Origin of the sequence: Pseudomonas sp. (assembly GCF_017744435.1) — a bacterium.
Classification (GTDB): Bacteria; Pseudomonadota; Gammaproteobacteria; order Pseudomonadales; family Pseudomonadaceae; genus Aquipseudomonas.
Window position 1 is genome coordinate 64,266 of record NZ_JAGIBG010000008.1, and the last position, 21,559, is coordinate 85,824.

The 21,559-nt window shown below is 65.1% G+C and carries 20 protein-coding genes; 8 read left to right on the forward strand and 12 right to left on the reverse strand.

The genetic code is table 11. From position 1 onward, the window contains the following. Positions 1 to 3: 3 nt before the first annotated feature. Together J7573_RS07820 and J7573_RS07825 are read right to left on the reverse strand one after the other, a co-directional pair. Entirely contained in the window at positions 4 to 756 is a 753-nt protein-coding gene (locus J7573_RS07820; RefSeq protein WP_294332090.1) for an SDR family NAD(P)-dependent oxidoreductase, read from the reverse strand. Continuing rightward, the gene (locus tag J7573_RS07825; RefSeq protein ID WP_294332092.1) at positions 753 to 1,175 is read right to left on the reverse strand and encodes a nuclear transport factor 2 family protein; all 423 of its coding nucleotides are present in this window, start codon (positions 1,173 to 1,175) and stop codon (positions 753 to 755) included. Before J7573_RS07825 ends, J7573_RS07820 begins: the two co-directional genes overlap by 4 nt. Positions 1,176 to 1,346: 171 nt before the next feature. Here J7573_RS07825 and J7573_RS07830 point away from each other — a divergent pair, with 171 nt between their 5' ends. Then, positions 1,347 to 2,309 carry a helix-turn-helix domain-containing protein gene (locus J7573_RS07830; protein WP_294332095.1) on the forward strand — a complete coding sequence of 321 codons (963 nt, stop codon included), beginning with the start codon at positions 1,347 to 1,349 and terminating at the stop codon, positions 2,307 to 2,309. Here J7573_RS07830 and J7573_RS07835 read toward each other — a convergent pair. The 3 genes from J7573_RS07835 to J7573_RS07845 are packed head-to-tail and all read right to left on the reverse strand — an operon-like array spanning position 2,285 to position 5,195. Next, positions 2,285 to 3,580 (reverse strand): FAD-binding oxidoreductase, encoded by a 1,296-nt coding sequence (locus J7573_RS07835; RefSeq protein WP_294332096.1) that lies wholly within the window; start codon positions 3,578 to 3,580, stop codon positions 2,285 to 2,287. The genes J7573_RS07830 and J7573_RS07835 overlap by 25 nt on opposite strands. Before the next feature lie 23 nt (positions 3,581 to 3,603). Continuing rightward, positions 3,604 to 4,026 (reverse strand): Rid family hydrolase, encoded by a 423-nt coding sequence (locus J7573_RS07840; protein ID WP_294332099.1) that lies wholly within the window; start codon positions 4,024 to 4,026, stop codon positions 3,604 to 3,606. Between the two features lie 29 nt (positions 4,027 to 4,055). Continuing rightward, on the reverse strand, positions 4,056 to 5,195 hold the full coding sequence (locus J7573_RS07845) for a tyramine oxidase subunit B (protein ID WP_294332102.1): 1,140 nt from the start codon (positions 5,193 to 5,195) through the stop codon (positions 4,056 to 4,058). A 305-nt stretch (positions 5,196 to 5,500) separates the two neighbouring features. Here J7573_RS07845 and J7573_RS07850 point away from each other — a divergent pair, with 305 nt between their 5' ends. Together J7573_RS07850 and J7573_RS07855 are read left to right on the forward strand one after the other, a co-directional pair. Then, positions 5,501 to 6,712 carry an MFS transporter gene (locus tag J7573_RS07850; protein WP_294332106.1) on the forward strand — a complete coding sequence of 404 codons (1,212 nt, stop codon included), beginning with the start codon at positions 5,501 to 5,503 and terminating at the stop codon, positions 6,710 to 6,712. Positions 6,713 to 6,797: 85 nt separating this feature from the next. Further along, a complete protein-coding gene (locus J7573_RS07855) occupies positions 6,798 to 7,742 on the forward strand; it encodes a 2-dehydropantoate 2-reductase (RefSeq protein ID WP_294332109.1) in 945 nt (314 codons plus the stop codon). On the opposite strand, the gene J7573_RS07860 is transcribed toward J7573_RS07855, so the two are convergent. Beyond that, positions 7,709 to 8,335 (reverse strand): NIPSNAP family protein, encoded by a 627-nt coding sequence (locus J7573_RS07860; protein ID WP_294332112.1) that lies wholly within the window; start codon positions 8,333 to 8,335, stop codon positions 7,709 to 7,711. The genes J7573_RS07855 and J7573_RS07860 overlap by 34 nt on opposite strands. 269 nt (positions 8,336 to 8,604) lie before the next feature. On the opposite strand from J7573_RS07860, the gene feaR reads away from it, so the two are divergent. Continuing rightward, the gene (gene feaR, locus J7573_RS07865; protein WP_294332115.1) at positions 8,605 to 9,510 is read left to right on the forward strand and encodes a transcriptional regulator FeaR; all 906 of its coding nucleotides are present in this window, start codon (positions 8,605 to 8,607) and stop codon (positions 9,508 to 9,510) included. Positions 9,511 to 9,525: 15 nt separating this feature from the next. Here feaR and J7573_RS07870 read toward each other — a convergent pair whose 3' ends face one another. The 4 genes from J7573_RS07870 to J7573_RS07885 all read right to left on the reverse strand — a co-directional run bounded on the left by J7573_RS07870 (position 9,526) and on the right by J7573_RS07885 (position 14,153). Beyond that, positions 9,526 to 10,668 (reverse strand): LuxR C-terminal-related transcriptional regulator, encoded by a 1,143-nt coding sequence (locus tag J7573_RS07870; RefSeq protein WP_294332117.1) that lies wholly within the window; start codon positions 10,666 to 10,668, stop codon positions 9,526 to 9,528. Positions 10,669 to 10,782: 114 nt separating this feature from the next. Further along, on the reverse strand, positions 10,783 to 12,675 hold the full coding sequence (gene cysN / locus J7573_RS07875; protein ID WP_294332120.1) for a sulfate adenylyltransferase subunit CysN: 1,893 nt from the start codon (positions 12,673 to 12,675) through the stop codon (positions 10,783 to 10,785). After that, positions 12,675 to 13,589 carry a sulfate adenylyltransferase subunit CysD gene (cysD, locus tag J7573_RS07880; RefSeq protein ID WP_294332586.1) on the reverse strand — a complete coding sequence of 305 codons (915 nt, stop codon included), beginning with the start codon at positions 13,587 to 13,589 and terminating at the stop codon, positions 12,675 to 12,677. The genes cysN and cysD overlap by 1 nt, the downstream gene beginning before the upstream one ends. A gap of 93 nt (positions 13,590 to 13,682) precedes the next feature. Continuing rightward, complete coding sequence (locus tag J7573_RS07885; protein ID WP_294332121.1) at positions 13,683 to 14,153, reverse strand: SRPBCC domain-containing protein; 471 nt, start codon at positions 14,151 to 14,153, stop codon at positions 13,683 to 13,685. A 146-nt stretch (positions 14,154 to 14,299) separates the two neighbouring features. On the opposite strand from J7573_RS07885, the gene J7573_RS07890 reads away from it, so the two are divergent. The 4 genes from J7573_RS07890 to J7573_RS07905 are packed head-to-tail and all read left to right on the forward strand — an operon-like array spanning position 14,300 to position 18,368. After that, entirely contained in the window at positions 14,300 to 15,421 is a 1,122-nt protein-coding gene (locus J7573_RS07890; protein WP_294332123.1) for a DUF1214 domain-containing protein, read from the forward strand. Beyond that, positions 15,411 to 16,580: a sulfotransferase gene (locus tag J7573_RS07895; protein WP_294332124.1), complete on the forward strand. Its 1,170-nt coding sequence runs from the start codon at positions 15,411 to 15,413 to the stop codon at positions 16,578 to 16,580. Before J7573_RS07890 ends, J7573_RS07895 begins: the two co-directional genes overlap by 11 nt. Positions 16,581 to 16,603: 23 nt before the next feature. Beyond that, on the forward strand, positions 16,604 to 17,392 hold the full coding sequence (locus tag J7573_RS07900; RefSeq protein ID WP_294332126.1) for an SDR family oxidoreductase: 789 nt from the start codon (positions 16,604 to 16,606) through the stop codon (positions 17,390 to 17,392). A 10-nt stretch (positions 17,393 to 17,402) separates the two neighbouring features. Beyond that, positions 17,403 to 18,368, forward strand: coding sequence for an acetyltransferase (locus J7573_RS07905; protein WP_294332129.1), 966 nt, complete (start codon positions 17,403 to 17,405; stop codon positions 18,366 to 18,368). Positions 18,369 to 18,449: 81 nt separating this feature from the next. Here the strand turns inward: J7573_RS07905 and J7573_RS07910 are convergent, their stop codons facing one another. Together J7573_RS07910 and J7573_RS07915 are read right to left on the reverse strand one after the other, a co-directional pair. Further along, the gene (locus J7573_RS07910; protein WP_294332134.1) at positions 18,450 to 19,832 is read right to left on the reverse strand and encodes a DUF1329 domain-containing protein; all 1,383 of its coding nucleotides are present in this window, start codon (positions 19,830 to 19,832) and stop codon (positions 18,450 to 18,452) included. 23 nt (positions 19,833 to 19,855) lie between these two features. After that, positions 19,856 to 21,433, reverse strand: a complete 1,578-nt coding sequence (locus J7573_RS07915) for a DUF1302 domain-containing protein (RefSeq protein ID WP_294332136.1) — start codon at positions 21,431 to 21,433, stop codon at positions 19,856 to 19,858. Between the last annotated feature and the right edge of the window lie 126 nt (positions 21,434 to 21,559).

Consider the following 21,559-nt stretch of genomic DNA (forward strand, 5'->3'; position numbering starts at 1 on the left):
GGTTCAGCCCTGGGGTTGGCGCGCCAGGCGCTGGCCCAGCTTCAGGCGCCAGCCTGCCGGCAGTGCACCGAGCAGGCGCAGCAACAGGGTGAAGCGGGCGGGGAAGGTGATCTCCAGCGGGCGACGGGGCAGGCGCGCAACGATGTGCCCGGCGGCGCGCTCGGCGCTCCACAGCTGGGGCATGGGGAAGTCGTTGCGCCGGGTCAGCGGGGTATCGACGAAGCCGGGGCTGACCAGGGTGACGGCGATGCCCTCGCTGGCCAGGTCGAGGCGCAGGGATTCGACCAGGTAGCGCAGCGCGGCCTTGGACGCGCCATAGGCACCGGCCCGTGGCAGGGCAAACCAGCTGACCGAACTGCCCATCACCACCAGGTGCGGGCGTTGGCTGCGCCGCAGCAAGGGCAGGGCGGCGGCCAGGCAATGGCTGGTGCCGATCAGGTTGGTGCGGATCACCCGCTCGACCAGCGCCGGGTCGAACTGCCCAGGCTCAAGGTACTCGCAGGTGCCGGCATTGAGGATCACCAGGTCCAGCGAGCCCCAGGCCTGTTCGATCTGCGCGGCGATGTGTGCCACCTGCTCAGGCTGGTCGACATCGCCGATGGCTAGCAGCACCTGGCCTGCAAAACGCGCGGTCAGGTCTGCCAGGCGCTCTGCCTGGCGAGCCCCAAGCGCTACCTGGTGGCCTTGCTCCAGCAGGCGCTGCGCCAGTTGCGCGCCGATGCCGCTGCTGGCACCGGTCAGCCAGCAGCGGCTCATGCCAGCCTGCCCTTGAGCCAGCGCACCGCGCTGCCCAGCACCGGAACATGTTCGTAGAGCAAGGCGCCGGCGTCGAAGTAGTCCTGATGGAAGTAAACCCGTCCACGCCAGCGCAGGTGGCTGCAGCCTTGCAGGCTGATCGGCTGGCCGCCGGCCAGGCGCGGGTGGCGATAGTGCAGGGTCCAGCGGATGTAACCGTGGCCCGCTTGTGGCTCGTCAAGGCCCTCGAAGCTGTAGCGGACCTCGGAAACATTGGCATACAGCTGCGCGAAATAGGCACGCAAGGCCGCGAGCCCACTGACGTGATGGAGAGGGTCGCGAAAGCTGACATCGTCGCTGTACAAGTCGCCAAGCAGGTCGAGATTGTGTGGACCCAGCGTGGCAAAGCGCTCGGCGAAATGCTGCAGGTAGGTGGACATGCACAATACCTGTACAAAATGAAATTACTGTACAAGGTATAGTGCAGGTCACCGGGGAAATCTATACAGAAAAATCATTTTGTACAATTTACCCGGACCACGCCGCCGATACCCCGGGTGGCCTGCTCTTTGCTTGCTTTCGCCTCACGCAATCGAGGTAACAGCAACGCCATGCACGCCCAACGCCACCGCTTCAATGACGTCAACGCCCATGCCAGCGCGATCCTCGGCTGGCAGCAGACCTACGACCAGATCAGCGCCGGCAGTGCACACACCGAGCTCACGCACCTCACCGCCGAGCGCTTCCAGATTTTTCGTGAATGCCTGGACAAGCGTGTGGTGCAGCACGGGGCAGCGCCGGCGCGGCGCTTTTGCCTGGCGATACCGGCTGGCAGCGCGCGTGCCGGGGTGTTCCAGGGCAGCAGCGTCGGTAGCGCGGATGTCACGCTTCTTCACAGTGGTCAGGAGTTTTTTGTCCATGCGCCCGAAGGCATGGACCTGCTGGCGGTCAGTGTCGAAGCCGATCGTCTGGAGCGACTGGCCGAGCGCGAGTTCAGCGCCCAGGAACTGCGGGCGTTGAACAGGGCCACCCGCTTGAACGTCAGCCCGGCCTTCCTGGGCGCGATACGCGCGCAGTTGCAGGGGTTGATCAACGCGGCGGTGCAGGGCGAAGCACTGGTGGAAGCGCAGCTCGAAGACTTGCTGCTGGAGTGCATGCTGGTGCTGCTGGACCAGGTCAGCCAGGGCGGCGCGGCACGTGCGGGTAATGTTGCGGTCAGTGCCTACCTGGTCCGCCAGGCGCACCAGATGGCCCTGGATTGCCTGGACGAGCCGTTGTCGGTGTTGCAGATCTGCGAGCGCCTGGATGTCAGCCGCAGCACCTTGCAGCGCAGTTTCCTCGGGGTCACCGGCCTGAACCCGGTCGAGTACCTGCGTGCGGTGCGCCTGAATGCCGTGCGGCAACGGCTGCAGTGCACCGCCGCCGAGCAGTTCACCGTTGCCCGGGTGGCCAGCGACCTGGGCTTTACCCACCTCGGGCATTTCTCCGGTGCCTACCGCGCGTTGTTCGGTGAACTGCCTTCACACACCGCTCGCCAGGACAGCGCCGTTCAGGCAAAGCGTTCCAGGCGGTAAGGCGTGGGGTCGACCAGCGGGGTGCTGCCATCGACCAGGTCCGCCGCCAGTTGCCCGGCTGCGGGCGAGGTACCGAAGCCGTGGCCGGAGAATCCGGTCGCCAGCACCATCCCCGGCAGTTGCTGAACCGGCCCGATCACTGGCAGTGAGTCGGGTGTCACATCGATGGTGCCGGCCCACGCCTGCTCGATGCGCGCCTGCTTGAACACTGGCCAGGCGGCCCTGAGGTTGTCCAGCGCCTCCTGGTTCAACGCCGGGTTGGCGGCGGGGTCCTGGGTGCGGATGCGCTCGAACGGGGACACCGAAGCGGGCGACCAGCGCCGTGCCAGTGCCAGGTCCTTGAAGAACGGCTTGCCGAACGACACCCGCAGCAACCCCCGCTGGGCGCGGAACTGCGGCAGGTAGCGTCGCCCAAGCAGGGCATGATCGAGGGTCAGATGGGCATCGAGGGCACCCCGCTGGGTGATGATGAAACCACCGTCCATATGCTTGCGGAACGAGAAGTCCGGGCCGCCCACGGCGATGTCGGTCGGGCCTTCCATGGCCGCCGTGCGCAGCACCGAGCAGTTCAACGGCAAGGTCGGCAAGGCGACCCCGTGGTTGCCCAGCAGACGCCGCGACCACAAGCCGCCGGCCAGCAGCACCTGCTCGCAGCGGATCTCGCCGTGTTCGGTCACCACGCCGTCGATACGCCCGGCGGCGGTGGTTACGCTGCGCACGGCGCAATGCTCGACAATCACCGCGCCACGGGCCATGGCGGCCTGGGCGATGGCGCTGCTGGCCAGGGTTGGCTCGGCACGGCCGTCGCTTTCGGTGAAGATGCCACCGGCCCAGGTGGCTTGCCCACCTGGCACGCGCTGGGCGATTTCGGCGTTGCTCAGCAGCCGCGAACCGACCGGCAGGCCTTCTACCGACTTCAGCCAGGCCTGGTGCATCGCCATTTGCCCGGGTTCCCGGGCGGCGAACAGGATGCCCGCCTGCCGGTAGCCGACCTCGCGCCCGACCCGGGCGGGCATTTGCGCCCACAACCGGTCCGCGGCCAGGGCCAGGGGCAGGTCCTCGCGGTGGCGGCTGGTCTTGCGCACCCAGCCGAGGTTGCGCGATGACTGCTCGCCGGCGATGCGGCCTTTCTCCAGCACCACCACCGGGATGTTGCGCTCGGCGAGGGTCAGGGCAGCGGTCAGGCCGACGATACCGCCGCCGATGATGACCACGGTGGTGGCGCTGGGTGGCGTGTTTGCGCAGTGCACCGGCGCGATGACAGGGGACATGGACGGTTCTCCTCGAAGGCGGGCTAGCGCGACAGGTCGATCAGCTGGGTGGTGGCACGGGAGGCACCGCGGTAGGCGGTGACCTCCAGCTCCACCCGGTACACCGTCGCGCCCAGGGGCGGGCAGGTGACCGTGCTGGCCGGGTCGATGCCGCGAAACACTTCGCCGACGAGGGTCATCACGCTGGCGACATCCTCAGGCCTCTGGATGAACACCCGTGAGCAGACCACATCGGCCAGGGTCGCATCCACGGCGTTCAGCGCCGCTTCGATGTTGGCGAACACCTGGCGGGTCTGGGCCTCGAGGTCCTCGGGGATTTCGCCGGTCGCCGGGTTGCGCCCGGCGGTGTTGGAAACGAAGATCCAGTCGTCCACGGCCACCAGGCGCGAATAGCTGCCCAGGGTCTCGTATTTCGATCCGGTCTTGAGTTTGGTGATCTGCAGCATGGCATTGTCCTCAGGGTTGGATGGATGAATCAGCTCAGGGCCGGGCTTTCCCACAGGTTGAGGCTTACACCGACGCCGCGCTCCAGCGCCTGGCGGTACACCACCGTGCCCCAGGCCACGTCCTCGACCGGCATGCCGCCGACCGACATGATGATGATCTCCTCGTCGTTGCAGCGGCCGGGGGCAACGCCTGCGACGATCTTGCCGATGTCTTCCAGCTGCTCGGCCGGCAAGGTGCCTTCGGCGATCATGTCCATGAACCGCACGCCTACCAGCGGCACGTGGTTGTGCGCGGGTTTCGGCAGCTCCTCGAACCAGGCCTCGTAGAGGCCGGTGTTGTCGACCACCTTGCGCACGTCGGGCTGTTCCATGCCGGCGTCGATGCTGCAGCCGGCCGGCATGGCCAGGAATGCGCCGGGCTTGACCCATTCGCGCTTGACCAACGGGTAGGTGGAAGGGTCACCGGTTTCGCCGGAGGTGCAGTAGGTGACCAGGTCCGAGCCGCGTACCACCTCTTCGATGCTGTCCACCACTTCGATGGTGGTGATCTGCGGGTAGGTGTCGCCTACCCAACTGATGAAGTCGTCCAGGCTCTTCTGGCCGCGGCCCTTGAGCTTGAGCGTGTCGACCTGCGGGCACACGGCCATGAATGCGGCCACGGTGGTCTTGCCCATGACGCCGGGGCCCAGCAGGCCGATTACCCGTGAATCGCGACGGGCCAGGTGGCGTGCGCCGACACCGGGGATGGCGCCGGTGCGGTAGGCCGACAGCAGGTTGGCCGACATGTGCGCCAGGGGCGCGCCGGTGTCCGGATCATTGAGGGTGAACATCAGGATCGAACGCGGCAGGCCCTTTTCGCGGTTGGCGATGTTGGAGCCGTACCACTTGACCCCGGCGGTGCAGAAGTCGCCGCCCAGGTAGGCAGGCATCGCCATCATGCGGCGGTCGGCCGTGGGCTTGGGCATGTTGGGGAAGGGCGAGTCCTTGGGGAAGGTGATCATCGCACCGTGGGAGTCGCTGTTCGGCCCGGCCATGCGGTAGTCGCCGTGGTGGAGCAGGGCGAACATCTGCTCCATGGTGTTCACGCAGGCCAGCATGTCGGTGACACCGGCGCGGATCATGTCCTGCTCGGACAGGTAGAGAAAGTCGATTTTTGTAGTTGTAGTCATGGCTCATCTCGGGGCGGAGGAAGAGGGCCGGCAGCGAAGGCTGCTGCCGACGGCGCCGATGTTAGGAACCCGCCAGGGCTCGCGGCTATCCCGAATTGGTCAGGAATGACGGGGTGCCCACAGCCATCTCGATCCGTGCGCTCTAGCCTGCGGTTCGCCGCGATTTCAGCGGCGTTCGGGCCGTATCGGCGTTGGCAACCATGACCAAAAGCGCGGCAACGGGGTACATGCCGGGTACCTGCGGGCATTGCACACTGTGGCAGTCACAGGGCACCCGCTCAGCACACTCCATTCAGGATCAATCCATGAGAACAACAACATCCAATCCGATTGACAAAACCTCCGTGTACATCTGCGCCGGCCTGGTTTCCGCCGGCGGGGCGCTGCTGCTCAATGTGCTGCCGGTGCTGTTCGGCGCCCTGGCCGAGCAGTTCGGTTATGGCGAACAGCAACTGGGCAGCCTGGCCATGGCCATGAACCTGGGTTTCGGGGTGCTCGGCCTGGCCTCGCTGCTGTGGATCCAGCGCCTGAGCTGGCGGGTGATCTCTACCTTGTCCTCGCTGCTGGTGGTGGCTGCGCTGGCGGGCATGCTGGGCAACCCCACGTACGAGACGCTGATGCTGCTCATGGCCCTGGCAGGGGCCGGCACCGGTGCGCTGTATGCCCTGGCGATGACCATCTTCGGCGACAGCGCGCAACCTGAGCGGGCCTTCGGCTTCAAGCTGGGCATGGAGACCGTGCCCGGCGCCTTGCTGCTGATCGTGCTGCCGGTGGCGGTGGCGCCGCTGTGGGGCTTCCAGGGCATGCTGGTGACGCTGGTCATCAGCATGCTGCTGATGGGCGTGGTCCCGTTGCCGTGGGTGCCGAGCCGCAGCGCACGGCAACTGGAGGCGCGTGCTGGCGGGGCGCCAGTGGTGTGCCGCCACAGCCGCACCATCGCCTGGCTGAGCCTGCTCGCCAGCCTGGTGTTCCTGACCGGCATCATGTCGGTGTGGGCCTTCCTTGAACTGATGGGCAAGAAGAGCGGCCTGTCTTCGGACACCATCGGCTCGGTGCTGGCGCTGGGCTTCATCATCAATGCCGGCGGCGGCTTCATTGCCTCGTCGGTCGGCCTGAAGGCCGGGCGCTTCCTGCCGGTGGCGGTGATCATCGCGGCCGAGGTGGCGGGCCTGGTGCTGTTGGCACAGTTCGACTCGCTGACCACCTATGTGGCCGGGGTGATGTGCTTCCTGTTCTCGATCAGCTTCGTGCTGGCCTACACCTTCGGCGTGATGGCCGAGTTCGACCTGTCGGGCCGGCTGGTGGCCCTGGGGGCACTGTGCCTGTCGGTTGGTGCGGCGGTGGGGCCGGCAGTCGGTGGCCTGCTGATCGAAACCTACGGCTACACCGCGGTGCTGCTGTTCTCCGGTGCCTGCTCGATCAGCGTGCTGGCGATCTACGGTGCTGCCGTGCTGCGCTCGCAGCAGGCGGGCAAACGCGAGCCGATGGGCGACGCGGTGACCTTGCCGAAGCTGTAATGGCGGCCGCTTATCCAGCCGAGGCTCGCCGGGGATGACCCGGCGAGCTTTTTTCATGGCGCAGACAACAAGGACGAAACCCAACATGAAGATTGCCGTGATCGGGGCAGGGGCAATGGGCAGCCTGTTTGCCGCCCGGTTGATCGACGCCGGTGCCGAAGTGACCCTGGTGGATGTCGATGAGCGCTTGCTCGACACCCTGCGTACCCATGGCCTGCGCCTGGAGGACGAACAGGGCGTGCGCGTGTACTGGCCTCGGGTGGCACGCGCCGAACAGTTGCAGGGCGAGGTCGATGCCTTGCTGATGTTGACCAAGAGTCATCACACCCGTCAGGCCATCCAGGCGTGCCGGCACCTGCTTGGCCAGCAGACCCTGGTGCTGACGTTGCAGAACGGCCTGGACAGCGTGCCGGTGTTGCGCGAGTACGTGGCGGAACCTTGCCTGGCGATCGGCATGACCCTCTACCCGGCCGATGTGCTGGCACCCGGCAGCGTACGCAGCTGCGGCGGTGGCGAGGTGCGTTTGCGCGGGCTGTTGCCTGGGGCGGGGCAGGCCGGGCCGTTGCAGGCACTGATCGATGGCCTGCGCCGTGGCGGCATGTGCTGCATCGAAGACCCGGATATCGAGGTGAGCATCTGGGAAAAGGTCGCCTTCAATACGGCCCTGAACTCGCTGTGTGCCCTCACGGGGGTGAGCGTGGGCGAGCTTGGGCGGTGCGCGCGCGGCCGCGAGGTAGCGTTGGCATTGGTCGCCGAAGCGGCCGCGATTGCCGCGTCGGTGGGCGTGGCGCTGGACCCGCAACGGGTTGTGCAGGCGGTGGAGGAGGCGTTCGTCGTGCACGCCGGGCACAAGCCCTCCATGCTCCAGGACCTCGAACATGGCAGGCGCATGGAGATCGACGCGCTGTCCGGCGCGTTGCTTGCCCATGCCCGGCGCCAGGGTGTGCAAGCCCCGGCGATGGCTGCCATCGACCGGCTGTTGCGCCGGGCGCAGCGTCAGCGCAGCGGTGAGAAAGCTGCTGGCAGATAGACCACCGAGTTCATCTTCTGCAGTTGCGGGGCAGAATTCTCCGGTGGCCATACCCCGTCGCCGACGGCGCGGGTGCGCACCTCCAGGCGTTGCTCCAGGCTGGCGTAGGGCCAGATGTGCAGGTAGCGCGGCAGCCGGCCATTGGTGGCGTAGAACGCGGCATACACCGGCGAATACTGCTCCCCGGTGCGCGGCCCGACCGCCTTGCGCCAGCCGGCCAGGGTCGGTGCCAGGCCCGAGGTGACCAGGTCGTACTCGCGCAGCTCGTAGAACGGCCCATGCTTGCCCGGGGTCAGTGGCTCGAGAAAGGGGAACAGGCGATAGTCGTCCATGTGCTGCTCAAGCACGAACTCACCAATGCCGAAGGCGTCGCTGGCCAACAGCACGCGCTCGCGTTCGGCCACCTGGACCTCGACGCTGGCGAAGCGGCGCAGCACCGCAATTGTGTTTTGCGGGCCGATCTCGGACACCCAGCAGCCGATCAGCTCGACGCCTTCGATGGCGGCCTGCAAGGCCTCCTGCAGGCGCGGCAGGGCCTGGCCGGGTGTGCGCACGCGCAAGGTGAAGCGCAGCAGTTCGTAGTGGTTGGACATCAAGCGAGACTCCTGGATAAAAGGCCCGGACCTTCCCCGCACGGCAACGCCCGGGCAAAACGGTAGGGCACGCTAAAGGGCAGCAGGCCGGGCGCTCAATGACAGGGGCGATCAATGTTGTTGCGCTATCCGCAACGACTTCCCGGTCCGAGATCACCTTGGGCAATGTGGCGCGGTATGTGCTTGCGCTACGGTCATCAGTCTTTTTGTTACCCAAAATCACGTGAATATTGCACTAATATGGCGCGTGCTCCCGATAGAGGTGGTTCATGAACGGTCAAGCGATGTCTGTCTGGAACGAGCGTGTCCACGCGGTATGCGGGCGCTTCGAAACCCGCTACGACCAGTGCCAGAGCCTTTTCATCGGCGATTTGCGCCCGTCGCTGCTGGGCACCACGCAGGTCGCCCACATCCGTAGCAATGCCCACGCGATCGCCCGTTCGGGGCGCGAGGCGGGGCGTGATGGTGACTCACATTGTTTCCTTGTGTTACAGCAACAAGGGGAAATGTCCATCGAACTGGGCGACCGGGTGATGGAACTGCGCGAAGGCGACATGGCACTGCTGGATTCGGCGCAAGCAATGAAGATGGTCCCCCGCGGGCTGTTCTCCCATGTGTCCATCCACTTGCCCCGTGAACGCTTGAAAAACCTCGATTCCAGCCGTTTCGGCAAGCTGTCCACCGCCGGCGCCTGCGGCCAGCTGTTGGCGACGATGGTGCGCCAGGTGGCCGAAGGCGAGCTCGAACAGTGGGCCTGCGCGGAAGACGGTGACGGCCTGCAGGCCGCACTGGTGGGGCTGCTCGGCTCGGTGCTGGAATACCGGGCGCGTGACAGTTCACCCGGCCTGCACCTGCATGAAGTGCAGTCGCTGATTCAGCAGCGCCTGGACTCGCCGCGCCTGACGCCGGTCGCCCTGGCCGACGAGCTGGGCATTTCCAGCCGCCAGCTGTATCGCCTGTTCGAAGCCAGTGGCGACAGCGTCTGCCGTTACATCCTGCGCGAGCGGCTGCTCAAGGCCGCCCAGGACTTGCGCAACCCTGCCTATGGGCATCGCTCGATCACCGACATCGGCACCCGTTGGGGCTTTGCCGATTCCGCGCATTTTTCCAAGACCTTCAAGAAGCAGCTGGGCATGACGCCGCGCAGCTATCGCGGTCAGTGGCAGCAGGCGTGAGCCCGTCCACGTGGCTCAGCCCAGCGATGCCACACTGTTGAGCAGTGTCTTTACCAGCTGCGCCTGCCGTGTGGCGCCGGTCTTGGCGAAAACACCGCGCAAGTGCGCCCGTACCGTATTGCGGGAAACCTGCAGAGACAGCGCCGTCTCGTCCAGTGTCTGCCCATCCATCACCAGCAGTGCCACCTCTGTCTCGGTCGGTGTGAGCTGGAACAGGCTGCGCAACAGATGGCGTGAAGCCAAGGGTGAATCCGCGGGGTCACGAATGAACAGCGCCACAGCCGGGCGCCGAGCACCCTTGCGGGCCTGGTAGCTCAGCGGTATCGGGCGCAGCAACAGGTTCAACGGCATCTCACCGCTGGGCCGGGACAGGGTCAGCACCTCCAGCTCATCCAGGCCGCGCTGGCGCAGGACATTCTGGATGGCTTGCTGCAGGGTGCGGTTTTCGTGATTGAGATAGGCACACAGTTTCTCTTGCCGGCATTGCAGGCCATCACCGTTCTCGAACAAGCGCGCCGCCGCCTGGTTGCAACGCAACATCCGGCCGTTCTCGTCGAGGATCACGGTGCCGACCATCAACCGGTCGATGGTGGCTGCATACAGCTGGCGTTCGGAGTCGAGCTGATCAACCGCCGAATGGAGGTCAACGGCCTGTTGCAGGTGCGGCAACAGCATCTGCACCAGGGCGATCTGGGTACCGTCGAAATCTTCGCTGGCATGCCCGCGGCTGGCAAACAGCGCGCAGTGCATGCCGGCCTGGGTCACCATGTTGGCTACCAGTACGTGCCGCAGGTCCAGCGGCTTGAGGTACTTGCAATAAAAGTCGTGTGCCTGCCAGGCCTCACGGCCAAACACCTGGTCAGCGGTGGCCACCTGGCCGGGCGGCCATTCAATGAACGGGCAGATCGAATAGTAGTATTCGCTGTACGAAGGCTCCCCTGGAAGCAGCGGTCCATGGGCCGAGGCGTTGACGATCAAACCAGGTCGCTGATGCTCGGGGTTGCGCAGCACCAGCGTGATGAAGCTGGCGTCCAGGCGCTGGCGGAGCTGCTCCAGGAACCCTGCCCACGGTGCGGGTTCGAGGGGGCCCTGGTACACCAGGCCGAGCAAGGCGCTGAGTTCCTCTGTAGCGATGGGGGACGGGCATAGGGTAGGCATGCTGTGCTCATCGATTGGCAAGGATAAGGCAGTATCGATGCCGGCTTTGGCCGGTAAATCGTCCGTCTGGACTAGCAGGGCACAGGTGCGGCGGGGTCGCCGCACCTGTTTTGCTCAGTGCTTGAGCAACGCTTCGACGATGCGCTCGGCGGCCGTTTCGGCGGTTTCACGCTGGGTGTCGATGTGCAGCTCCGGGTGCTCCGGTACCTCGTAAGGCGAGTCGATGCCGGTGAAGTTCTTCAGCTCACCACGGCGGGCTTTCTGGTACAGGCCTTTGGGGTCGCGCTGCTCGGCCACGGCCAGCGGGGCGTCGATGAACACCTCGAGGAAGTTGCCCGGCCCGGCCAGGTTGCGTGCCATCTCGCGCTCGGCGCGAAATGGCGAGATGAACGAGACCAGGGTGATCAACCCGGCGTCGAGCATCAACGTGGCCACTTCGGCGACGCGGCGGATGTTCTCCACCCGGTCAGCTTCGGTGAAACCCAGGTCGCGGTTCAGGCCATGGCGCACATTGTCGCCGTCCAGCAGGTAGGTGTGGCGGCCAAGTGCATGCAGCTTGCGCTCCACCAGGTTGGCAATGGTCGATTTGCCCGCGCCTGACAGCCCGGTGAACCACAGCACGCGCGGCGTCTGGCCCTTGATCGCGGCATGGGCAGCTCGGTTGACGTCGATCGCCTGCCAGTGCACGTTCTGTGCGCGGCGCAGGGCAAAGTGCAACATGCCGGCACCGACGGTGCGATTGCTCAGGCGGTCGATGACGATGAAGCCTCCCGTGTCGCGATTGACGCCGTAGGCATCGAACGCGATGGGGCGGTCCAGGTGCAGGTTGCACACGCCGATGCCGTTCAGCTCGAGGGTCTTGGCGGCCAGCTGGGTGAGCGTGTTCACGTCCACCCGGTGCTTGAGGTTGGCGCAGCTCATGCCCACCGTGCGGCAGCCGATCTTCATCAGGTACGGGCGCCCGGGCAGCATGGCGTCTTCATCCATCCACACCAGGGTGGCTTCGAACTGATCGGCCACTTCGGCGGGGGCGTCGGCCAGGGCGATCAGGTCGCCGCGGCTTATATCGATCTCGTCCTTGAGCACCAAGGTCACGGCCTGGCCGCATTCGGCGTGTTGCTGGGGGCCGCCGGTGCCAAGGATCCCGGTGACTTCACTCTGCTGGCCGGAGGGCAGCACGCGGATGCGCTCGCCGACGCTGATGCTGCCGGCGGCGACGTTGCCGCAGAATCCGCGAAAATCCAGGTTGGGGCGGTTCACCCATTGCACTGGCAGGCGGAATGGCGCCTGGCTGGCGTGGGCTTGCTCGAGCGGTACCTCCTCCAGATGGGCCAGCAGGGTGGGGCCGGTATACCAAGGGGTGTTGGCGCTGGGAACCAGCATATTGTCGCCGCACAGGGCCGACAGCGGGATGCACTGGATGTCGTCAAGGCCGATCTGTGCGGCGAAGGCGCGATACTCGGCTTCGATGCGCTGGAAGACGGCTTCGGAGTAGTCCATCAGGTCGAGTTTGTTGATTGCCAGCACCACCTTGCGGATGCCCAGCAACGACACCAGGTAGCTGTGCCGGCGGGTCTGGGTCAGCAGGCCCTGACGGGCATCCACCAGAATGATTGCAAGGTCTGCGGTCGAGGCACCGGTGACCATGTTGCGGGTGTACTGCTCATGGCCAGGGGTGTCGGCGACGATGAACTTGCGCTTGTCGGTGGCGAAAAAGCGGTAGGCCACGTCGATGGTGATGCCTTGCTCGCGCTCTGCCGCGAGCCCGTCCACCAGCAGGGCGAAGTCCAGTGCGTCGCCTTGTGTGCCGAGCTTTTTCGAGTCGGCTTCGAGCTGGCCGAGCTGGTCTTCGAACAAGACCTTGGACTCGTAGAGCAGGCGCCCGATCAGGGTGCTTTTGCCGTCATCGACACTACCGCAGGTAATGAAGCGCAGCAGTTGCTTGTGCTGCTGCGCTTGCAGGTAAGGCGTGAGTTCGTCGTGCTGGCCGTGGGTGATTGCATTCATCAGAAGTAGCCCTCTTGTTTCTTCTTCTCCATGGATCCAGCCGAATCGCTGTCGATCAGGCGGCCCTGTCGTTCCGAGGTGCGGCTGACCAGCATTTCGCTGATGATCGAAGGCAGGGTGTCGGCGTCGCTGTCGATGGCACCGGTCAGCGGGTAGCAACCCAGGGTGCGGAAGCGCACCTTGCGCATCTGTGGGGTTTCGCGCTCACGCAGTGGCAGGCGGTGATCGTCGACCATGATCAGGGTGCCGTCGCGCTCCACCACCGGGCGTTCCTTGGCGAAATACAGCGGGACGATGGGGATCTGCTCAAGGTAGATGTACTGCCAGATATCCAGCTCGGTCCAGTTCGACAGCGGGAACACCCGCAGGCTTTCGCCCTGGCGCTTGCGCGTGTTGTACAGGCGCCACAGCTCGGGGCGCTGCTGCTTGGGGTCCCAGCGATGCTGCTCGGAGCGCAGGGAGAACACGCGCTCCTTGGCGCGGGACTTTTCCTCGTCGCGCCGCGCGCCGCCGAACGCGGCATCGAAGCCGTACTTGTCCAGTGCCTGTTTCAGGCCTTGGGTCTTCCACACGTCGGTGTGCAGCGCCGAACCATGGGTGAACGGGTCGATGGCTTTTTCCACCCCCTCAGGGTTGATGTGCACCAGCAGCTCCAGGCCCAGGCGTTTCGCGGTCTGATCGCGGAAGTCGATCATTTCGCGGAATTTCCAGGTGGTGTCCACGTGCAGCAGGGGGAAGGGCGGCTTGCCCGGCGCGAAGGCTTTCATCGCCAGGTGCAGCATGACGGCGCTGTCCTTGCCGATGGAGTAGAGCATGACCGGGTTTTCACACTCGGCCACCACTTCGCGGATGATCTGGATGCTCTCGGCTTCCAGCCATTGCAGATGAGTCAACATTGCATACCTCCTCGTGATCTTCCGGGCTCTGGCCCGGCTGAGGCCAAGGTATGCAATGCGCCACCGGCGCCTCTTCGTCTGCTCGGACGAAGTGTGCCGGTGGCATGAACCTCAGTTGCGGCGGGCGTGCAGCAGCTCGGCACGGGCCTTGAGCGCCAGGGCCACGGCGTCGAAGCCTTGCTTGACCCATGGGCCGTGGTTGCTCATGACCGTATCGGCAGTGGGGCCGAGAAACTGGTCGGTGGTGCAGTAGCGGCAACTGTTCGGGCCGGTACGCTCGATCAGCTGCTCGCGGCGGGCGGCATCGGGGTTGTCGGCACTGGCGTGCATTTCCCAGGCGAGCAGGCGCTGCGGTTCGAAGTCGGCCAGGTACTCGACCACGTGCAACAGCTCACCTGGCGAGGCCGGGTTGGGCAGGTACAAGTTGACCGCCTCGCCCAGGCGCAGGGTGGACTCTACCTTGACGGTGTAAGGGTTCCACTGCGGGTAGCTGGGCAGGTCGATCAGGATCGACCAGACCCGTTCGGCGGGGGCGGCAATGTCCACGGTTAGCGAGCGGACCAGGTTTTTTTCAGTCGTCATCAGTACTTCCTCATTGTGTGAACCAAGGGCCGATCGTCGCTGGATACGGCCACTGGCTCCTCGTCCGCTCGGACGTAGCATGCCAGCGCCGGGGCTCCTTAATTTCTCCAGGCATGGCGGTACCACCGCTGACCAAGGAGATCGACATGGCCGAAGAACAGACCGTTGAGCAGGTATGCAACGGCGAAACCTGGAACCAGTTTTGCGAGCAGCTGCGGCGCAGTGGCGAGCAGATCATGCGTGCGGAGGCGCCCGCCGACGCACAGACCCGCGCCGAAGGCTTTCGTTACCTCACGCGGCTGCTGCGTATCGCGCTGGAAATGCACCTGGAGTACGCCGACCCCGACTTCCCGGGGTTTATCACGCCCTCCCATGAAACCGCCAAGATCGGCGCCGATAACCCCGACAACCTGTACCGCTACGCCCGCCTCAACGGTGCCCGGCGCTACCGGGTCAGCGGCCAGCGCGGAAGCGTTGCCTACCTGAGTTTCGGTACCCAGAAGGGTGGCTACGAAACCAACGGCAAGATGATCCAGACCGGCTTCATCGACGCCAGCCAGTTGCAGCTGGACGCCGACGGCCATTTCGAAATCATCCTCAGCCAAGAGCCGCAGGCCGGTGGCAACTGGCTGCGGCTGGAACCCGAGAGCAACGCGCTGATCGTGCGCCAGACGTTCCTCGATCGTGCCAGCGAGCAGGCTGCGCAACTGCACATCGAGCGCCTGGACGCGGATCGGCTGCCGCAACCGCTGGATGCCCACGGCCTGCAGCAAGGGCTGCAACGCGCCGCTGCGTTCGTTGAAAACACCGCACGCCTGTTCGCCGACTGGGCCCAGGGCTACCAGGCCCACGTCAACCAGCTGCCACCGGCCGATCAGCCGCTGTGCCAGGCGGTGGGGGGCGACCCGAACATCTTCTACTACCACTCCTGCTGGGCGCTGGCAGATGACGAAGCCCTGGTGATAGAGGTCAGCCAGGTGCCGCGATGCGACTTCTGGAACCTGCAGATCAACAACTACTGGATGGAGTCGCTGGATTATCGCTACCACCGCATCTGCCTGAACAAGCACTCGGCGCGTCTTGACCCGCGGGGCGGCCTTCGCGTGGTACTCAGCGCGCGTGACCCGGGCCTTGCCAACTGGCTGGAAACCGCCGGCCACCCGCACGGCACCTTGTGCCTGCGCTGGGTGGGCGCAGACACACCGGTACACCCCACCACCCGCGTGGTGAAACTGCACGAACTGGAGGCGCTTGCCGATGAACAGTGAATTCTCCCCGCAACGCCTGCTGGCCGAAGCCAGTGCCCGTGCCGGGGGCTTGCAGGATTTTGGCCAGGGAAGCTTCCGCGAGGGCCTGGCGGTATTGGCTGACGCACTGGAGAACGAGGCCCGGCTGACGCCCGGCGGGCGTTCCCAGTTGCATGAGAAGCTGCTGGCGCAGCTGGTCAACCGCCTGGTCATCGAGCACTTCTGCAAGCGCTTCCCGGAGATCCTCGACCAGCCCATCGACGACCCGTTGGTGATCGTCGGCCTGCCACGTACCGGCACCACCCTGTTGCAGCGTACCCTGGCGGTAGACCCCCAGTTCAACAAGGCCCAATGGTGGGAAACACGCTATCCGGCGCCTCAGCCTGGCGAAGACCCTGCCAGGCCCGAGGCCCGCATCCAGCGTGCCCGCGCCGAAGTGGCGGCGATGGTGCAGCATTTGCCACAACTGCTGGCGATCCACCCGTTGGACGCCGAGCAAGCGGACGAAGAGTTCATGCTGATGGAGCACAGCTTCCTCTGTGCCATGGACTCCTACGTCAACGTGCCGAGCTACACCGCCTGGCTGGACCGCCAGGACCAGACCCAGGTCTACCAGTACCTCAAGCGCTGCCTGCAGTTCCTGCAGTGGCAGCAGGGGCTGCGCGGCGTGGCCCCTGGCCGGCGCTGGCTGCTCAAGAGCCCGCAGCACCTGCACACCCTGGAGCTGCTGTTCAAGGTATTCCCTGATGCCCAGGTGGTTCTTACCCACCGTGAGCCTGCCAATACCATTCCGTCGCTGGCCAGTTTCATTCACACGTTGTGGCAGCTCTACAGCGACAACGCCGATGCTGCGGCCGTGGGCGAACAGTGGAGTCGCCGCATGGCCCGGGCCATGCGCCATACGATGACGGTGCGCGAGGGCCTGCCTGAACGGTGCGTGCTGGATGTGCACTTCGAGGACACGGTGCGTGAGCCGCTGGCGGTGGTCGAGCGCATCTATCGTTTTGCCGGCCTGCCATTGAGCGTACCGGTGCGCCAGGGGATCACCCGCTGGCTGACCGAAAACGGTCGCGAGAAGCGTGCCAGCCACCAGTACAGCCCGCAAATGTTCGGCTTGAGCGAAGCCAGCCTGCAGCGTGATTTCGACGAATACCGCCGTCGTCACCTGGGTAATGCCTGACAACACAACAATAAGGAAACAGCATGCTACTTGAAGACAACGTCGTGATGATCTCCGGAATCGGCCCCGGTCTGGGTATCAAGCTTGCCCTGGAAGCGGCGCGTCAAGGCGCCCGGGCCGTGGCGATCGGTGCGCGCAGCGCCGAGCGGTTGGAACAGGCGCGCGCCCGCATCCTTGCCCTGGGCCACGCGTGCCAGGTGTTGTGCGTACCCACCGACATCACCGAGCCCACTGCCTGCGCGCACTTTGCCCACGCCACGCTGGCGGCGTTCGGCCGTATCGACGTGCTGATCAACAGTGCCTTCAGCCATGGCGGGTTCCAGTCCGTGGACGAGGCTGACAACGCGCCGTTGCGTGAAGCCCTCGAGGTCAACCTGCTGGGCTCTCTGAACATGACCCGCGCCGTGCTCCCGGCCATGCGCGAACAGGGCGGCGGCGCCGTCGTGATGATCAACACCCTCGGGGTGCGCAAGCCTTACCAGGGAGGGGCGGCCTACTCGGCGTCCAAGGCGGCGCTGGCCGCCAGTGTGCGTTACCTGGCCAGCGAGCAGGCGGCCCACGGCATACGTGTCAATGCCCTGGCCTGTGGCTGGATGTGGGGAGAACCGGTGCAGGCCGTGGTCCACCAGAGTGCGACAGCGCGAGGCATCAGCGAAGCGCAGGCCAAGGCCGAGTTCAGCGCCGGCATTCCCGGCGGGCGCATGCGCACCGATGACGAGTGCGCCCGCGCGGCGGTGTTCCTGGCGTCGGACTACTCCAGCGCGGTCAATGGTGCGCAACTCGACGCCAATGGCGGCGAAGTGATGTATTGAGGGGGCGAACATGATCGATCATTGTGCCTTCAATGGCGACGCCGATGGCCTGTGCGCCCTGCAGCAACTGCGCCTGGCTGGCGAGCTCGACCCGGCTGTGCGGCTGGTCAGCGGGGTCAAGCGCGATATTGCATTGCTGCAACGGGTCAAGGCTCGGGCAGGCGAACGGGTGACGGTACTGGACATCGCCCACGAGCAGAACCGCGAAGAGGTGCAACGGCTGCTGGCCGATGGCGTCCAGGTACGTTACTTCGACCATCACTTTGCCGGCGAGCTGCCCCGGCATCCGGGCTTCGATGCGCATATCGACACGGCGGCGAACGTCTGTACCAGCCTGTTGGTCGATACCTGGTTGCAGGGTAAGGCGCATCGCTGGGCGGTGGCCGCCGCGTTTGGCGACGGCATGCCGGGGCCTGCGCGGGCGTTGGCCGAGCACCATGGCTTGGCCGAGCATCAGGTGGCGGCACTGGCGGAGCTGGGGCAGTTGCTCAACTACAACGCCTACGGCGAAAACCTTGCCGACCTGCATTTCGAACCGCTGGCCCTGGCCGCGCAGCTGTTGCCGTATGCCGACCCGCTGGAGTTCGTGCGCTGCAGCGAAAGTTTCGCCGTGCTGCGCGCCGGGCATGCTGCGGACATGGCTGCCGCCGCCAATCTTGCGCCATGGCGTGAGGCACAGGGCATGCTGTTGTTCCGCTTGCCGCAACAGCCCTGGGCGCGGCGGGTGAGCGGTGTCCTGGCCAACAGCCTGGCGGCTGCTGCACCGACGCAGGCAGTGGGGCTGCTCAGTGCAAGGGTGGACGGCAACTGGATGTTCAGCTTGCGGGTGCCAGCCGATGCGCTGTGGTCGGCGGATGCGTTCTGTCGCCAGTTTGCAACGGGCGGCGGGCGCGTTCGTGCAGCGGGCATCAACTGCCTCAGCCCTGATCAGTTGCCCCGTTTGGCTGAGCAACTGGCGGGCTGTTATCCGGGTTGAAGAGCCTGGTTTGCCCGTGTAAGCACAAAGCCCCGTGAAACGGGGCTTTGTTTATGGGGCAGGGTTCATGTGGCGTGGCGCTTAGCGGGTGCCCAACTTGCGCAGGTTACCGGGGGTGAACTCATCGGGGCCGAAGTTGCTGGCATTGAGCAGGGCCGGTTTCTGCTGATCGAGCAACCGGTCGACCATGTAGGCGCCGGCGATCAGGTCATGGTAGATGGCCAGGCGAGCGTGAAAGCGCTGGATATCGTAGGCGTAGATCGAGGTTTGCATATTGGTCCGCCACAATTGGCCGCGGCCGTCGTAGTTGTCGGCCAAGGTGGCAGCCCAGCTGTCCTCGTCGATGTAGAAGGTGCGTTTGGCGTAGATGTGGCGGGCGCTGGGGCGCAGCGTTGCCTGCAGGATCCAGGTCCGGTGCTTCTCGTAACGCATCAGGTCCGGGTTGATGTGGCCGGCGCCATTGATGATGTCGGACTGCTTGATGTCCGGGTTGTCGATCTTGTAGTTGTTGTAGGGGATGAAGATCTCCTTCTTGCCGACGATGGTCCAGTCATAACGGTCGGTTGCACCGTTGAACAAGCGGTCTTCGTCATAGACACGGAACCCACCGGCACCGGTCGGCGAGTCGTAGCCCACCGTGGGCGCGCGGCGCACGCGGCGCTGGCCGGGGGTGTACTGCCAGGCCTGGCGGGGCTGCGCGGCAGAGTCGGTGAACTCGTGGCCGACGATGATTTCGCCTTTCTTGCGCACGGGCTCCAGCGTGGTCAGCAGGAAGTTGGTGAACACGCCATCGGTGCTTTGCGCGTTCTGCTTGGGGTCGGACCACAGCGAGTAGATCTTGTAGTTGACCTTCTCCAGTACACGGTTGTTGTCGGCATAGACGACGACCTGGTTGTAGTTGGCTTCCTCGGTGACAGCGCGCGCTTGCATGTTGTGGTTGAGAATCAGCTCGTTGCCGTTCTTCGGGATCGGGAACGGCGAGGCGCCGAACGCTTCCAGTGCATCATTGCCATCGGCGCTGAGCTTGGCGGTCTGCGCATTGCGCAGGATCGCCGCTTCTGTGTCCTTGTCCGTGCGGAAATCCCGGTGGCTGGGGTAGACCGGCATCTTGAAGGTGGTGGGGTAGCGCTTGAACAGCGCCTTCTGGCCCTCGGAGAGATTGTCGGCGTACTGGGCCATGTTCTGCGCAGTGATGACGAACAACGGCTTCTCGTCGGCGTAGGGGTCCGGGTAGGGGCTGCCGGGGCCGTCGAATTTCACTTGCGGTGGGGTGCCGCGCCACTTGCCGCTCCACGCGGGGATGCTGCCATCGGCGTTGCCCGCGCGCTCGGCGCCCATTGGCGTCAATGTGTTGCCGAGCTGTGCTGCATCGGTGCTGTTGGCGCTGGCGTGCAGCACCACACTGCTGCTCAGAAGGGTAGCGGTGAGTGTGGCGTGCAGCCAGGCGTGCTTGAAGTCACTCATGTCGTAGATCCTCGATCAGGGCTTCAGAATCGGTATTTGAAGTTGAGTGCCACGTTGTCGCGGTCAGCCCAGGGCGAGTTGTTGGCATTGCCCAGGTAAGCGCTATAGAGCGCCTCGACGGTGAAGTTGCCGAGGTAACGCCAGGTGGTGCCGATACTGGCGCGGTCGTCGCCCTGGCCATAGTTGATCGAGCCGGTCAGGGCGCTGTCATGCTGGGCGGCGGTGCTGAAGTTGATGGGCACCGACATGTCCCAGCCACTGAACACGTCGTTGTAGTCAAAGTTGACCTGCACCGTGTAACCCCAGGCATCGCGGTCGCCCACCAGGCTGTCGGTGCCGTCGAGGGTAAGGCCGGGGGCCAGGGTCAGCGGGTCGGACTTGTCGTTGTGCAGGACGGTGTTGTAGACCAGTTCCCCGGTCAGGGTGGTGTTGTCGGAGAAGGCATTGGGCCCGAACACGTGAATGGCCGACACCTGTGCCTGCAAGGTCTCGGCGCGCACGGCGCTGGAGAAACCGTTGTTGACCATCACCGGCTGGCCGTCCCGGTAGCTGACTTCGCCCGCCAGGCTGGTATCGCCGAGCACGGTGGCGAAACTTGCGCCATACAGGTCGATGTTGTCGAAGTAACGGGCGCGGTAGAAGCCCAGGTCGCTCTGGAAGTCCAGGGTTGGGGTCTTGTCGTGGTAGCGCACGTAGTACAGGCCGAACTCGGTGTTGTTCAACGAGGCGGCGGTATAGCGCAACGCCAGGCCGTACTGGCCACTGTCGCTGGGCTCATCGTCCTTCAGCCGCCTGACGAAGCCGGTGGCGTCGCTGTAGCCGCCACGGTCGATGAAGTCGGTGGTGGAGAAGTAGCTGCCGACGCCGAACATCTGGGTCTTTTCCCACTTGTACTGGTAGTAGGCCTCCACATCCAGCGCGTCAGTCAGGCTGAACTGGCCGAACACCTGGCCGACTGGCAGCAGCACTTCCTTCACCTCGACGCCTGGGGTGGTCGCCTTGGTGGCGTCCACCGGGCTCTGTGCGCCCGAGACGCCGGGATAGAACAGGCTTTCACCCCAGCTCACCACTTGGTCGCCGACGCGCAGGTTGAGATTGTGGCCAGCCATGTCCCAGGTGCCGTAGGCATAGGCATCGAGCATGCGCAGGTCGTCACGGTGCTGATCGACCGTGTCCTTGGGGAAACGGTCCGGTTTGCTGCACACGCCGCTGGCAAAGCAGTTGGACGTGCCAGTGTCGTTGTCGTTGCTCTGATCGTATGCCCGGTCATAGAAGCCCGAGGCACGCATGAACACGCCGTAGTTTTCTTGCCAGCGCAGGTTGGCCTCGCTGAGGAAACCCACGCGGTCGGTGATCAGGCTGCCGCGGTCGAAGGCGTTGTCGCCATCGTTGCCATCGGCGTTGGCCACAAGCTTGTGGTCGCGTTTCTCGGTGCGCCAGGCGAGGCTGTAGCTCAGCGTGGTGTCCCAGTCGATGCTGAGGTCATCGCTGGGCTGGAAGGTCAGGGCGCAGGCAGGTTGGCTGAGGCTCCCGGCCAGCAGCAACAGGGGCAAGCTTATGTAGGTGTTGAGCGGTGGGGGCGCAATTGTTGTTCTTATCATTGTCGTCCTCGTGCGCGGGCATGCCTGCCCGTCCGACGTTTGGGTAGGTGGTGCAGGCACGACTATGGGATGGGGCTTGGGCTGCAACATCGTCCAAGTGGACTACGCGAAACGGGCCGTGACTCG